Source organism: Sphingomonas eleionomae, from assembly GCF_049889035.1.
Lineage (GTDB): Bacteria > Pseudomonadota > Alphaproteobacteria > Sphingomonadales > Sphingomonadaceae > Sphingomonas.
Window position 1 is genome coordinate 225,645 of sequence record NZ_JBLTWP010000003.1, and the last position, 14,369, is coordinate 240,013.

Here is a 14,369-nt window from a genome sequence, read left to right on the forward strand (position 1 = left end):
CCGGGATCCGCCACCGCTTCCGATGCTGGTTAATGTCCCGTTCTGGGGTCGACCCCATGGCCGGGGATCAGAGGCATGCTTCCAGCAGCGCCTGGTCGAAACCGAACTGCTTTGCCTTGTCCAGCGTATAGGGGCGCAGGCCCATGGAGCGATATTCGCCGATGATCTTGCCGTCGGCGGTTTCGTCCAGATATTCGAACTTGAACAGTTCCTGCGTGACGATCACCGGCCCTTCCATCCCGATGACTTCGGTGATGTTGGTGACGCGGCGCGAACCGTCGCGCAGACGCTTGACCTGAACGATCAGGTCGACCGAGTCGGCGATCTGGCGGCTGATCGCTTCCTTTGGCACCTTGATGTCCGACATCATCACCATGTTTTCCATACGCGCCAGACATTCGCGCGGGGAGTTGGAGTGAAGCGTCGCCATCGAGCCGTCATGGCCGGTGTTCATTGCGGCCAGGAGGTCGAAACACTCCGAGCCGCGAATTTCGCCGAGGATGATCCGGTCCGGCCGCATACGCAGCGCGTTCTTGACCAGATCGCGGATGGTCACTTCGCCAACGCCCTCAAGGTTCGGGGGGCGAGTTTCGAGCGGCAGCCAGTGCGGCTGTTGCAGTCGGAGTTCGGCCGCGTCCTCGATGGTCAGCACGCGCTCGCCCGGGTCGATCATCTTGGACAGCGCGTTCAGCATCGTCGTTTTACCGGAGCCGGTACCGCCGGAAATCACGATGTTGAAGCGGCAGGCACCCGCCACCTTGAGCGCGGTCGCCATCTTGTCCGACATCGACCCGCCCTTGGCCATCATGTCCAGGGTGATCGGCTTGGCCGAAAACTTACGGATCGAGATGGCCGTGCCCTTGAGGCTGAGCGGCGGCACGATCACGTTGACGCGGGATCCGTCCTTCAGGCGGGCGTCGGCGAGCGGCGTAGTCTGATCGACGCGGCGGCCGACCGAGTTACAGATGCGCTGCGCGATCTGGAACAGATGTTCCTCGTCGCGGAACTGGATATTGGCCAGCTCCAGCTTGCCCTTGCGTTCCACAAAGGTCTGTTCGGGGCCATTGACCATGATGTCGCTGATCGCCGGATCGGACAGCAGTTCTTCCAGCGGACCAAGGCCCAGCAGCTCGTCGACCAGCACCTTTTCCAGCGCGAACTGTTCGCGCCGGTTCAGCGTCAGTTTCAGTTCGGCCAGCACTTCACCGATGATCGGCCGGAATTCCTCGGCCAGTTCATCCTTGCCCAGCGTCGCGGCCGCTTCGGGATCGACGCGTTCAAGCAGGCGCGGCAGCACCTGTTCCTTGATGCGGTGGATCGAGCTTTCGAACCCCTCGACGCGGCTGTTGGCGGCATCGCCCGATGCGGACTGGCGCTCGGCCAGACGCGCCATGGCATCGGCGTTCGCCATGCTGCTGCCGGGGGCGGGCTCGAACGGATCGGAAGCGGGCGGGGGTGCGACGGGTTCGGGAATCGACGGAAACTGTCCGGCCCCGTCCATGTCGCGGGAACCGGCGGGCGACCCCTGCATTGGGCGTGCGACGCCGAATGCAGGACGTCCCCCGGTGCTGCTGCCACCGCCTGGTCCACTGCGTCGCCCGAATGCGCTCACGGTTACACTCTTATCCCGGTCGATAACGTTCAACCGGCAGAGGTAAGCGGCAACCGTTTAGAATTGACTAACCAAGGCCCCGGTCATTCCGGGCGGCGATAGAAGCGGACATACTCCACCTCCATCCGTTGCGGGAATGCGGCGTCGTCGATCCCCTTGCTGCCGCCCCAGGTGCCGCCGATGGCGATGTTGAGGATCAGGCGGAACGGTTTGTCGAACGGCCAGGTCGCCCGATCCCCCTTGCCGTCATTGTCGAACCGGAAATAGGGCTGGCCGTCCATCGCCATTTCGACCGTGTCCGGTGTCCAGGTGACGCTGTAATCGTGAAACGCATCGCACATGTCGGCGGAATTGACCGTGCCCGTCTTGTGCGTGTTGCGGATGTGATTGAACGCTTCGGTATGCACCGACCCGTGGATCACGCCGCGGGTGTGGCCGACATGTTCCATGATGTCGATTTCGCCCCCGCGCGGCCATCCCGCATCGCTGGCGACGGGCAGCATCCAGATGGCAGGCCAGGTGCCACGCGCACAGGGCAATTTGGCCCGCGTCACGACATGGCCGTAGAGCCAGTCGGTCGGCGCGCTGAGCAGCCGGGCAGAGGTATAGTTCTGGCCGCCGAAATCGGGGAAACGGGCGTTGTCCAGCGTCTCCTTGCGCGCCTCGATGATCAGCTTGCCGTCCTCCACCCGCGCATTTTCGGGGCGGCTGGCGGCGTAATATTGCGCTTCCTCGTTATACCAGCCCTGTGCGTTGCGATGCGTATCATAGGTCCAGCGGGTCGCATCCGGCAGGCCGGGGGTGTCGAATTCATCGGACCATGCGAGGACATATCCGTTGAGCGGTTCCCCGGCGGCCGCAGCGGCGGGGGCAAGGGCGAGCGCGATCAGCGCAGCGGCACGTACCATCATCCCGGCACGATAGAGCGTGGCAGGCGTGCGGCAAACGAAAAAGAGCCCCGGCAGATGCGGGGCCCCCTTAACCGGCGTGACGCCCAATGCGTCGGGATCAGCCGGCCTGTTCCGCCAGCACGGTCAGGCCGCGCTCGTTCACCTCGGCAAAGCCGCCGCGGATCGGCAGGACTTCAGGCTCGCCGCGCTCGGTGCGGTAAATGGCAAGCTGGCCGTCGCGGATCGTCGACATCATCGGCGCATGCCCTTCCAGCACGCCGAAATCCCCTTCGCTGCCGGGGACGACGACCATGTGGACCTGTTCCGAGCGGAGCAGCTTTTCGGGCGTGACAAGTTCGAAGTGCAGCATGGTGGTTACCTTCTCCCTCTCCCATCAGGGGAGAGGGGCGGGAGAGGGGGTGTCGGAGAGCGGCTGGCACAGGGCGCAGCCTCTCTCTCAACCCTCTCCCCCGGAAGGGAGAGGGTTGTTGGCAGTTACGCGTCGGCGGCCAGCTTCTTGGCCTTTTCGACCGCCTCGTCGATGCCGCCGACCATGTAGAAGGCGCTTTCCGGCAGGTGGTCATATTCGCCGTTCACCACGGCCTTGAACGACTTCACCGTGTCTTCCAGCTGCACGAACTTGCCGGGGATGCCGGTGAACACTTCGGCGACGTGGAACGGCTGCGACAGGAACCGCTGGATCTTGCGGGCGCGGCTGACGGTCAGCTTGTCCTCTTCCGACAGCTCGTCCATGCCCAGAATAGCGATGATGTCCTGAAGCGACTTGTACTTCTGCAGGATCGACTGGACCGCGCGGGCGGTTTCGTAATGTTCCTGGCCGACGACGCGCGGCTCCAGCACGCGGCTGGTCGAATCGAGCGGATCGACCGCCGGATAGATGCCGAGTTCGGAGATGGCGCGCGACAGCACGGTCGTGGCGTCAAGGTGAGCGAACGAGGTGGCCGGCGCAGGGTCGGTCAAGTCGTCGGCGGGCACATAGATCGCCTGGACCGAGGTGATCGACCCCTTGTTGGTCGAGGTGATGCGTTCCTGCAGCGCGCCCATGTCGGTCGACAGGGTCGGCTGATAGCCCACGGCCGACGGGATGCGGCCGAGCAGCGCCGAAACTTCCGAACCGGCCTGGGTAAAGCGGAAGATGTTGTCGACGAAGAACAGCACGTCCTGCCCTTCGACATCGCGGAAATATTCGGCGATGGTCAGACCGGACAGGGCGACGCGCGCACGGGCGCCCGGCGGCTCGTTCATCTGGCCATAGACCAGCGCGACCTTCGATCCTTCGGAAATGGCGTTGCCATCGGCGTCCTTGGCGATGACGCCCGCGTCGAGGAATTCGTGATACAGGTCGTTGCCTTCACGGGTCCGCTCGCCGACGCCGGCGAACACCGACGTGCCGCCATGGCCCTTGGCGATGTTGTTGATCAGTTCCTGAATCAGCACGGTCTTGCCCACGCCCGCGCCGCCGAACAGGCCGATCTTGCCGCCCTTGGCATAGGGGGCGAGCAGGTCGATGACCTTGATGCCCGTCACCAGGATGCTTGCTTCGGTCGACTGTTCGATGAACTCCGGCGCCTTGGCGTGGATCGGCGACTTCAGCTCAGTCTGCACCGGGCCGCGCTCGTCGATCGGCTCACCGACTACGTTCAGGATGCGGCCGAGCGTTGCCGGGCCGACCGGCACGGAAATCTGAGCGCCGGTGTCGGTGACGGTCTGACCGCGGGTCAGGCCCTCGGTCGCGTCCATCGCGATGGTGCGGACGGTGTTCTCACCCAGATGCTGCGCCACTTCGAGCACCAGACGCTGGCCGTTATTGTCGGTTTCCAGCGCGTTGAGGATCGCGGGCAGCGCATTGTCGAACGTCACGTCGACAACGGCGCCGATCACCTGGGCGATGCGGCCGACATTGTTGCTGCCGGTGGTGGGGCGGGTCATTTCAGGCGCGGTTGCCATGGTTCAGTCCTCAGCTTGCGAAGGTCAGGCGGACGCGGACGGCGTCGGCGGGGTTAGGGTGACGGTGATGCTTTCGCCCTTGGGCGCAACAGTGAAAGCGACGGCGCCGCCGATGGTGCCACGGGCATCCTTGCCCGCCGCAACGGCATCGACCATCGCCGGATCGGCCAGATCGAACTGGGCCAGATAATCGCGCACCAGCGTCGCTGCGCGCTGGCGGGCGGCATCGGCATTGGCAGCATCCGACAGGATGACATCGAACCGGATACGGTCGATGCGGTCGGCGGCCGGGCCGCTGGCGGCGAAATCGATGCGGTTGGGCTTTGCCGCTTCGGGTGCGGAAAGCACCGCCGAACCGGTGCTGGCAAATCCGCCATCGACGGCCGCGAAATCGTCGGGTTTGAACCCGAACTGCCGCGCCGCGCCCGTGGCCGCTGCGGGCGCAGCGAACAGCCGGTCGGGGCCGGTCAGCGCCGCAACCTCATTGGCCACCACTGCCTCATTCTCAAGCACCGTCGGCTGCGGCTTGCAGGCCGACAGGGCAAGGATGCTGACAAGGGCAAGGGCGGCGGGGCGGAACATTACAGCGCCTCGGCACCCGAGATGATTTCGACCAGTTCGGTGGTGATCGCCGCCTGACGCTGGCGGTTATATTCGATGTTTAGCCGCTTGATGAGATCGCCGGCATTGCGCGTGGCGTTGTCCATCGCGGTCATCTTGCTGCCCTGCTCCGATGCCGCATTTTCGCGCATCGCGCGATAGAGCTGAATTGCGACATTGCGGGGCAGCAGATCGGCCAGGATCGATTCCTCGTCCGGTTCATATTCCACCACGGCACCGCTGGCGTCGTTGGCGGCGGCGGCCGGCACCTTGACCGGCAGGATCTGCTGTTCGGTCGGCTCCTGCGTCAGCACCGTCTTGAACGTCGCATAGAACAGGTGCGCCACGTCGAATTCGCCGCGTTCGAACCGGGCGATCAGATCGTCGGCATACGCCTTTGCCTCGACAAAGGTCAGCTTGCCGAGGTCACCCGGCTCGATCGAATGGACGATCAGATCCTTGTAGCTGCGGGCCAGCACGCCGCGGCCCTTGCGGCCGATGGTGTAGAACTGAACCGTCTTGCCGGCAGCGCGCAGTTCCTCCGCCCGGCGGCGGGCAGCGCGGGCGATGTTGGTGTTGAACGCGCCGGCCAGGCCCTTGTCGCTGGTTGCGACGACCAGCAGATGCACTTGATCCTTGCCCGTGCCGGACAGGAGCAGCGGGCCGCCCGACTGCTGGCCGACCTTTGCCGCCAGGCTGGCGACGACCGCCTCCAGCCGCTGGGCATAAGGGCGACCGGCCTCGGCCGCTTCCTGCGCACGGCGCAGCTTCGCGGCGGCGACCATCTTCATCGCCTTGGTGATCTTCTGGGTCGATTTGACCGACCCGATCCGGAGTTTCAGCGACTTGAGCGTTGCCATCTAGTTCGTCACCATCGTTCAACCGTCATGCTGAACTTGTTTCAGCATCCACCCCGCCACGATCCATGTCGCTTTGGGCACATTGGACCCTGAAACAAGTTCAGGGTGACGGCAGGTTTGTTGCCGCCAGTCGTTTCTTACGCGAACGTCTTGCCGAATGCGGTCAGCGCGTCCTTCAGCTTTGCCTTGCTGTCGTCGGACAGGTCCTTGCTGTCGCGGATCGCGGTCAGCAGGTCGGCCTGATTGGCGCGCATCCAGGACAGCAGGGCCGCTTCGTAGCGGACCACATCCTGCACCGCGACATTGTCGATAAAGCCGTTGGTGCCGGCAAAGATCGACACGACCTGTTCCTCGAACGGCATCGGGTTGAACTGCGGCTGCTTGAGCAGCTCGGTCAGGCGAGCGCCGCGGTTCAGCAGCTTCTGCGTCGAGGCATCGAGGTCCGACCCGAACTGGGCGAACGCGGCCATTTCGCGATACTGGGCCAGCTCCAGCTTGATCGATCCGGCGACCTTCTTCATCGCCTTGGTCTGCGCGGCCGAACCGACGCGGCTGACCGACAGGCCGACGTTGATGGCCGGGCGGATGCCGGCAAAGAACAGGTCGGTTTCAAGGAAGATCTGACCGTCGGTGATCGAAATCACGTTGGTCGGGATGTACGCCGACACGTCGCCAGCCTGGGTTTCGATGATCGGCAGCGCGGTCAGCGAGCCGGCGCCTTCGGCATCGTTCATCTTGGCCGCGCGCTCCAGCAGGCGCGAGTGGAGATAGAACACGTCGCCGGGATAGGCTTCGCGGCCCGGCGGACGACGCAGCAGCAGCGACATCTGACGATAGGCAACGGCCTGCTTCGACAGATCGTCATGCACGATCACGGCGTGCATGCCGTTGTCGCGGAAATATTCGCCCATCGCGGTGCCGGTATAGGGCGCCAGGAACTGAAGCGGGGCGGGTTCCGACGCGGTGGCGGCGACGACGATGGAATATTCCATCGCGCCGTTTTCCTCCAGCTGGCGGACGATCTGCGCCACGGTCGAGCGCTTCTGACCGATGGCGACATAGATGCAGTAAAGCTTCTTGCCCTCGTCCGTGCCGGCATTGACGCCCTTCTGGTTGATGAAGGTGTCGATGGCGACGGCGGTCTTGCCGGTCTGACGGTCGCCGATGATCAGCTCGCGCTGACCGCGGCCGACGGGGACCAGCGCGTCCAGCGCCTTGAGGCCGGTCTGCATCGGCTCGTGCACCGACTTGCGCGGGATGATGCCGGGGGCCTTCACCTCGACGCGGCGGCGCTCGGTCGCCTCGATCGGGCCCTTGCCGTCGATGGGGTTGCCAAGGCCGTCGACCACGCGACCCAGCAGGCCCTTGCCCACCGGCACGTCGACGATGGTGTTGGTGCGCTTGACCGTGTCGCCTTCCTTGATCTCGCTGTCCGAACCAAAGATCACGACGCCGACATTGTCCGCCTCAAGGTTCAGCGCCATGCCCTGAACACCATTGGCGAATTCGACCATTTCGCCGGCCTGGACATTGTCGAGGCCGTGGATGCGGGCGATGCCGTCACCGACGCTGAGCACCTGACCGGTTTCCGAAACCTGCGCTTCGGTGCCGAAATTGGCGATCTGGTCCTTGATGACCTTCGAGATTTCTGCGGCGCGGATATCCATGACGAGTGCCTTAGCCTTTCATCGCGTGGGCGAGAGAATTGAGACGGGTGCGGATCGACGAATCGATCATCTGGCTGCCGATACGGACGACCAGACCGCCCAGCAGGGCGGGATCAACGGAAAGATCGACGGCGACTTCGCGGCCCATGCGGATGCGAAGCTGCTGCTTCAGATCAGTGACCTGGGTATCGGTCAGCGGGTGGGCGGAGGTGACCTCTGCCGTCACTTCGCCGCGATGATGCGCAGCAAGCTGGCCGAACGCGCGGATGATGCCGGGCAGGGCGGCAAGGCGGCGGTTGTTCGCCAGTACGCCCAGGAATTTCATGGTCACCGGGTCCAGCCCCAGCTTGGCCGCGACCGCTTCGACCGCCGCCAGGCTGGCCGTACGGGAGATCAGCGGGCTGGTGGTCAGGGCGGCGAAATCGGCCGATTCGGCCAGCAATGCCTTGATCGTGGCAAGGCTAGCCTCGACCGTTTCGATCGTCTTGCCTTCGCGGGCCAGACTGAACAGCGCGATTGCATAGCGCCCGTTCAACCCTGCCTGAAGTCCGCCGGAATGCTCCACGCGCCCTGGTTCCCCGATTGGTAAGATGAGAGGACGGAAAAACCATGTCGTCCGCCCGAAGTCGCGCGGCCGTTAGCATCCACCCGTGTCACGTGCAAGCGACTCCCGCCCTATGGTTGACTAGGAAACTATATTCAGCCAGTTTTCGGCAGGAAGATGCACGGGAGGCGAAAGGATGGCGGACGGTCCGGCGGCGCTGCACGATCATCACGGCCATTGGCTGCGGCTGGTGTCCGGTCATGTGTCGCACCGCTTTGCCCGCGCGCTGGAGGCAGAGGGCGTGACCGTGGCCGAATGGGTCCTGCTGCGCGCGCTGCATGGCGCTGGCGCAGTGCCGCCCAGCGAACTGGCGACACGGATGGGCATGACGCGCGGAGCGATCACCAAGCTGGTCGACCGGCTGACGGCCAAGGGGCTGCTGGTTCGGGCACGCGGCGGTCGGGGCGACCGGCGCTATCAGACGCTGGCACTGACCGGGCAGGGCGCGGCGCTGGTGCCGGTGCTGGCGCACATCGCGGATGCGAACGAGGCGGCGCTGTTCGGCATGCTGAATGCACGGGATCGGCAGGCGCTGCTCCGGCTGTTGCAGACGCTGGCCGAACGGTGGGATGTGACCGCGCAGTCCGTGGCATAGGTGCGGAACGGCCCCCTAGGCCAACAGGGTCACGTCCGTGGCATAGTCTCGCTCGACATAATCGAACCAGCTGAAATCAGCCGGCATTGCCGTGCCCGCCATGTCCTGAGCCGCCATGCCGACGAAACATCCGGTGAAGTTGGGCGCACCGGGCGCCGTCGCCTCGTCCGACAGGATGCTGGCATCGAACAGTTCGGGCAGCCAATACCAGACCGTTTCGTCGGCCGGACGCCAGGCACAGCGCAGCCGTTCGAAGTCGATCGTCATGCGCAGTTCCAGTGGCCCCGGTGGTACAGGCACCGGCTCGGAAAAGGCGTCGGCGGTGGTGCCGTCGGGCAGTGCGGACATGACGCGCAGATGCAGGCCGATGGCATCGTCATGCGTCAGCTGCAGATAATGGAACTTTGCGCCGTTGTAATAGGCGACTAGCCCGGCCGCCTGCTGATAATGGGCGGGCGATGCGTCCATCCGCGTCGTGACGGTGACGCAATGCGCCTGCAGCCGGCGGGCGACCAGGGATTGCTCGAACAGGCTGCCGATCGATTCGCGCCCATAGAGGCGCAGATTTCCCGGTGGGGCGGCTAGGGAGAAGATCCGCTCCGGATACGGTGTGCGTAGCCACTGGAAATGCACCGGCAGGTCCGGCCCGCGGAAATCCTGTCGGACAGGCTGATCCGGCCAGGGCTGTTCAGGCAGGCCCGCCTCTGGCACCTCGACCGCCGGATCGCCGCTGCCGTCCAGCGTTTCCAGCCAGCCATCCGCCGTCCAGCGCATCGGCTGGATCGCGGTTTCGCGGCCCAGCATGCAGCGGCCGCGATTGGGGATGGGTCGCCCGCACAGATAAACCAGCCAAGGGGTGCCATCCGGCGTCTCGACCAGATCGGCATGGCCCGCCCGCTGCAACGGGGCATGGGGCCGGTCGCGCGCGGTCAGGACAGGGGTGTTCGGGGCCACCTCATAGGGGCCGAGCAGGTCGCGCGACCGGGCGAGTGTGACGGTATGGCCCCATCCGGTCCCGCCTTCTGCGGTGATCAGATAATACCAGCCATCGCGGAAATAGAGGTGTGGTGCCTCGGTCAGGCCAAGCTCGGTGCCGGGAAAGATCAGGTGGCGTTCGCCCACCAGCCGCTGTTCGCCGGGCGCATATTCCTGTGCCACGATGCCCGCAAACCGGTTGCGGCCGGGCCGATGGTCCCATAGCTGGTTGAGGAACCATTTGCGGCCATCGGGCGCGTGGAACAGCGACGGATCGAACCCGCTGGAATTAACGTAAATTGGGTCCGACCACGGCCCCTCGATATGCTCGGCCGTCACCAGATAATTGTGAAAGTCGCGCAAGCTGGCGCCCGATGCACCGCCTACCGTGGTGCGGCCATATCGTTTGACATCGGTGTAGATCAGCCAGAACCGCTCGCCGTCATGGGACAGGCACGGCGCCCATACCCCGCAGCTGTCGGGATCACCGCGTAGATCAAGCTGGCTCGCGCGGGTCAGCGGGCGGGTGAGCAGCCGCCAGTGCTTCAGGTCGCGGCTGTGATGGACTTGGACGCCGGGAAACCATTCGAAGGTGGAGGTGGCGATGTAATAATCCTTGCCCACCCGGACGATCGACGGGTCGGGGTTGAAGCCCGGCAGAATGGGATTGCGGATCATGCCACGCCCTTTCGGCTGGTTCGTGCCCGTGCCTCGATGGCGATGCCCAGCACCAGCAGCAGGGCACCGAATGCAAAGCCGACATAGCCCGCCACGCCCGCCGCCTCGATCCCGGCAACCGCGCCCAGATAGACGGTCGTCGCGCCGCCCAGCAGGATCGGCACGATCCCGCTCTCGCGCTGAGCGGATCCCGGCCGGACCACCATCGTCCACAGGATGGCGGCGGCGATCAGGTCGAACACCGCCAGCGCGATGAAGAAGGGTTCATATCCGATCCGCGTCACCAGCGCGCCGATCAGCAGGGTAAAGATCATGACGCCCAGATTGGCCATGGTGCCCGCCATGCCCGCCACCGTGCCCAGTTCGTCGCGGCGGAACAGGTCGCTGGCCAGCGTGATGCACGTGACCGACAGCACCTGATGCGCGAATGCCCCGATGCTGAGCAGGGCGACGGCGGCATAGGCGCTGGTCACGCCGCCGACGAACATCATGCTGGTCATCAGCAAAGCACCCAGCGTGAAGGTCCATCGGCGCGCATCGATCAGTGCGATGCCGCGCCGTTCCAGCCACAGGACGATGGCCGGACCGACCAGGCATCCGATGTCCGCCGCGACAAAGGGCAGGATGACCGCGATGGCCAGTTCGCCAAGGTTCAGCCCGCGCGTCTCGCTGAGATAAAGCGGCAACCAGAAGGTCAGTGTCGCCCAGGTCGGATCGGCCAGGAAGCGGGGCAGGGCGATGCCCCAGAAGTTGCGGCGGCCGAGCAGCGCCAGCACCTTCGGCTTTTCGCCGCTGGCCCGCACATGGACTTCCTGTCCCTGATCAATCAGCGCGCGTTCCGCATCGGTGACATTGGGATGGGTTTCGGGCGTGCGATACCAGCGCAGCCACAGGACGACCCAGATCAGCGCCAGCACGCCCGCAACGTAAAAGGCCGCACGCCAATCCCACCAGACGATAGCGATGGCGACCAGCGGTCCGGCCAGCGCGATCCCCGCCGATGCGCCCAGATTATAGATGCCGCCCGCAAAGCCGCGTTCGCGCGCCGGAAACCATTCCGACACGACTTTCAACCCCAGGGTGTGGGACGTGCCCTCTGCAAAGCCCAGCGCGCCGCGCAGCACCGCCAGCCCCTGCCAGTTCGCCACCCAGCCATGCGCCATGGTCAGCACGCCCCAGGCCGTGGCAAAGATTGCCATGCCGAGGCGAAGGCCGATGCTGTCGAGAATATAGCCGACCACGGGCTGCAGCATGATGAACGCCTGAAACACGCCGGTTACCCAGCTATATTCCTCTTTGGTCATCGGAACATCGGCCTGGAACGGCTCGGTCGCCACCGCGACGCCGAGCGTCTGACGGACGAGATAGTTAATGATGGTGCCCAGCATCACGATGCTGATGATCCACCATCGCAGGCCCTTTATCCTGCGGCTCAGCATCCGCGATCCATCCCTCTCCGTGTCTGACTGGTCTTGTTACCGCTAACCTGACGAAAGCTGGAAGCGTTGGCAAGGTCGGAGAGCCAATCGCTTGGCTTCGATCGCAAACCGCGGGATGCGCCGATCCCCTTCGACGCGTAGGATGGGGACATGACGACGCATCCCGACCCCGATGAGTGCTGGCAGGCGGTGGTCCGGCGCGACCGGGCGCGGGACGGGGATTTCGTGTTCGCGGTGGCCAGTACCGGCGTCTATTGCCGCCCCAGTTGCGCCGCGCGCCACCCGTTGCGAGACCGGGTCAGCTTTCATGCCGATGGCGCTGCCGCGCGTGCGGCCGGGTATCGCCCGTGCCGCCGGTGCCATCCCGACGACGTGGCCCGCGACCGTGCGGCGGTGCGTGCGGCGGCCGAGCGGATCGAGGCCGCCGACCCGGCCGACCCGGTCCCGTCATTGGCCGAACTGGCCGGGCAGGCAGGCTATTCGCCCGCGCATTTCCAGCGATTGTTCAAACGGATCACAGGCATTTCGCCCGCCGCCTATGCCCGGTCGCTGCGCGGCGAGCGGGTGCGGACGGCGCTGACCGAGGAGGCGAGTGTGACCGATGCGCTTTATGCAGCAGGCTATGGTGCAGCCAGCCGCTTTTATGCCGATGCGCCCGACCGGCTGGGCATGACGCCGTCGGCGTGGCGGGCGGGCGGGGCGGGGGTGGCGATCCGCTGGACGATCGCGGCAACGTCGCTGGGTCCGCTGCTGATCGCGGCGACCGATCGCGGGCTGTGCCGGGTGGCGTTTGACGAGGATGCGACGGCGCTGTCCGCCCGGTTTTCGCGCGCCGACATCGTGCCCGGGGGCGAGGCGCTGGCCGCGCTGGCGGCGCGGGTGGTGGCCGAGGTGGAGCGGCCGGGCAGCGACGCGGACCTGCCGCTGGATATTCGCGGGACAGCGTTTCAAGAGGCGGTGTGGCAGGCGCTGCGGACGGTGCCGCCGGGACAGAGCCTGAGCTATGCCGCGCTGGCCGCACGCGCCGGGCATCCGCAGGCGACCCGTGCTTCGGGATCGGCATGCGGGGCGAACCCGGTTGCGGTCGTCATTCCATGCCACCGCGCTCGGCGCGGCGACGGTTCGCCCGGCGGCTATGCCTGGGGCCTCGATCGCAAGGCGGCGCTGCTGGCCCGCGAGGGCCAGGCAGACGATCAGACCGGGCGGGTTCGCAGCAGGGAGATGGAAATGAAGCTGAGCACCGGCACATCGTCCTGATTGAACACGGTCATCCGCGTGCGCACACTGCCCATTTCGGGACGGCTGGCTGAGGGCCGCTTGTCCAGCACCTCTGTCTCGCAGCGCAGCGTGTCGCCGGGATAGACGGGCTTCAGCCAGCGCAGTTCGTCAATGCCGGCCGCGCCCAAAGATGCCTGTTGATCCTGTTCGAACTGTTCGACGATCATCGCCATGGTCATCGCGCAGCTGTGCCAGCCGCTGGCGGCGACCCGGCCGAAATGCGTCCCTGCCGCTGCCGCATCGTCCAGGTGAAAGGGTTGCGGGTCATAGGCGCGGGCAAAGGCGATCACTTCGTCCCGCTTGACCGCATAATGGCCGAAGCGGTGGGTTTCGCCGATCTGGACATCTTCGAAATAGCGCATGGAAATGAGTTTCGATCAAAAACCAATCCCGTGCAACCCTCAAATGCTTGCCCTTGCCGGGCAGAAGGATTAAGTCATTGGGGTCAGCGGCCATCCCGGAAGGGGTGGCCCTTGTTATTTCTAGAGGATTTTTGAAGAGATGGCCCAGCCGCTCATGCCGCACGCGACCGCCGCCTGGCTGGTCGACAACACTGCGCTCAGCTTTCAGCAGATTGCCGATTTCTGCGGCCTCCACATCCTTGAGGTGCAGGCGATCGCCGACGATACCGCCGCCACCAAGCTGACCGGCCGCGATCCGGTGCGCGCGCACGAGCTGACGCAGGACGAGATCGAAAAGGGTCAGGCCGATCCCAATTACCGGCTGCAGATGATGAAGGGGCCGGAACAGGTCCGCCGGACCAAGGGGCCGCGGTACACGCCGGTGTCCAAGCGGCAGGACAAGCCGGACGGCATCGCCTGGATCATCCGCAACCACCCGGAAATCAGCGACGGCGCGATCGGCAAGCTGATCGGCACGACCCGCACCACGATCGCCGCGATCCGCGACCGCAGCCACTGGAACATCGCCAACATCACGCCCAAGGACCCTGTGACGCTGGGTCTGTGTTCGCAGCGCGAACTGGACGCGCTGGTGGCCAAGGCGGCCAAGGCCGCGGGCATCGAGGCGCCGACCGACACCCGGCTGGAGGGGGACCGCGAGGCGCTGATCACCCAGCTGCGTGCTGAGCGCGAACAGGCGGTGCGCGATGCCGAACAGGCCGCGCTGGGCGAGCCGGAGGCGCAGACCCCGGCCAGCGCATGGGACAACGCCTTCAAGAAATAAGCGCGTTCAGGAAAAAAC

The 14,369-nt window shown here is 65.3% G+C and carries 14 protein-coding genes; 3 read left to right on the forward strand and 11 right to left on the reverse strand.

Annotation, left to right across the window (positions count from 1 at the left end):
• Positions 1-67 precede the first annotated feature (67 nt).
• From ACNI3Q_RS09280 to ACNI3Q_RS09315, 8 genes are all read right to left on the reverse strand, one after another.
• Positions 68-1,612, reverse strand: coding sequence for a TadA family conjugal transfer-associated ATPase (locus ACNI3Q_RS09280; RefSeq protein ID WP_426276026.1), 1,545 nt, complete (start codon positions 1,610-1,612; stop codon positions 68-70).
• Positions 1,613-1,695: 83 nt separating this feature from the next.
• A complete protein-coding gene (locus ACNI3Q_RS09285; RefSeq protein WP_426276028.1) occupies positions 1,696-2,523 on the reverse strand; it encodes a glycoside hydrolase family 16 protein in 828 nt (275 codons plus the stop codon).
• Between the two features lie 97 nt (positions 2,524-2,620).
• Entirely contained in the window at positions 2,621-2,872 is a 252-nt protein-coding gene (locus ACNI3Q_RS09290) for an ATP synthase F1 subunit epsilon (RefSeq protein ID WP_260021923.1), read from the reverse strand.
• Positions 2,873-2,997: 125 nt separating this feature from the next.
• Positions 2,998-4,452 carry a F0F1 ATP synthase subunit beta gene (atpD, locus tag ACNI3Q_RS09295; RefSeq protein ID WP_426276677.1) on the reverse strand — a complete coding sequence of 485 codons (1,455 nt, stop codon included), beginning with the start codon at positions 4,450-4,452 and terminating at the stop codon, positions 2,998-3,000.
• A gap of 42 nt (positions 4,453-4,494) precedes the next feature.
• Positions 4,495-5,052, reverse strand: a complete 558-nt coding sequence (locus tag ACNI3Q_RS09300) for a hypothetical protein (RefSeq protein WP_426276031.1) — start codon at positions 5,050-5,052, stop codon at positions 4,495-4,497.
• Complete coding sequence (locus tag ACNI3Q_RS09305; RefSeq protein ID WP_426276033.1) at positions 5,052-5,930, reverse strand: F0F1 ATP synthase subunit gamma; 879 nt, start codon at positions 5,928-5,930, stop codon at positions 5,052-5,054. The genes ACNI3Q_RS09300 and ACNI3Q_RS09305 overlap by 1 nt, the downstream gene beginning before the upstream one ends.
• A 137-nt stretch (positions 5,931-6,067) precedes the next feature.
• Complete coding sequence (gene atpA, locus ACNI3Q_RS09310; protein ID WP_426276035.1) at positions 6,068-7,597, reverse strand: F0F1 ATP synthase subunit alpha; 1,530 nt, start codon at positions 7,595-7,597, stop codon at positions 6,068-6,070.
• A gap of 10 nt (positions 7,598-7,607) precedes the next feature.
• The gene (locus ACNI3Q_RS09315; protein WP_426276037.1) at positions 7,608-8,162 is read right to left on the reverse strand and encodes a F0F1 ATP synthase subunit delta; all 555 of its coding nucleotides are present in this window, start codon (positions 8,160-8,162) and stop codon (positions 7,608-7,610) included.
• A gap of 175 nt (positions 8,163-8,337) precedes the next feature.
• Between ACNI3Q_RS09315 and ACNI3Q_RS09320 the strand changes: the two genes are divergently transcribed.
• Complete coding sequence (locus ACNI3Q_RS09320; protein WP_426276039.1) at positions 8,338-8,796, forward strand: MarR family winged helix-turn-helix transcriptional regulator; 459 nt, start codon at positions 8,338-8,340, stop codon at positions 8,794-8,796.
• 15 nt (positions 8,797-8,811) lie between these two features.
• Here ACNI3Q_RS09320 and ACNI3Q_RS09325 read toward each other — a convergent pair whose 3' ends face one another.
• Positions 8,812-10,449: a glycoside hydrolase family 43 protein gene (locus ACNI3Q_RS09325; protein WP_426276041.1), complete on the reverse strand. Its 1,638-nt coding sequence runs from the start codon at positions 10,447-10,449 to the stop codon at positions 8,812-8,814.
• Positions 10,446-11,888: an MFS transporter gene (locus ACNI3Q_RS09330; protein ID WP_426276043.1), complete on the reverse strand. Its 1,443-nt coding sequence runs from the start codon at positions 11,886-11,888 to the stop codon at positions 10,446-10,448. Before ACNI3Q_RS09330 ends, ACNI3Q_RS09325 begins: the two co-directional genes overlap by 4 nt.
• Before the next feature lie 150 nt (positions 11,889-12,038).
• Here ACNI3Q_RS09330 and ada point away from each other — a divergent pair, with 150 nt between their 5' ends.
• Positions 12,039-13,145 carry a bifunctional DNA-binding transcriptional regulator/O6-methylguanine-DNA methyltransferase Ada gene (gene ada / locus ACNI3Q_RS09335; protein WP_426276045.1) on the forward strand — a complete coding sequence of 369 codons (1,107 nt, stop codon included), beginning with the start codon at positions 12,039-12,041 and terminating at the stop codon, positions 13,143-13,145.
• Here ada and ACNI3Q_RS09340 read toward each other — a convergent pair.
• Positions 13,082-13,528: a MaoC family dehydratase gene (locus ACNI3Q_RS09340; RefSeq protein WP_426276047.1), complete on the reverse strand. Its 447-nt coding sequence runs from the start codon at positions 13,526-13,528 to the stop codon at positions 13,082-13,084. The two genes, ada and ACNI3Q_RS09340, sit on opposite strands and share 64 nt — an antisense overlap.
• Positions 13,529-13,667: 139 nt before the next feature.
• On the opposite strand from ACNI3Q_RS09340, the gene ACNI3Q_RS09345 reads away from it, so the two are divergent.
• Complete coding sequence (locus tag ACNI3Q_RS09345; RefSeq protein WP_426276049.1) at positions 13,668-14,351, forward strand: DUF1013 domain-containing protein; 684 nt, start codon at positions 13,668-13,670, stop codon at positions 14,349-14,351.
• Positions 14,352-14,369: the final 18 nt, after the last annotated feature.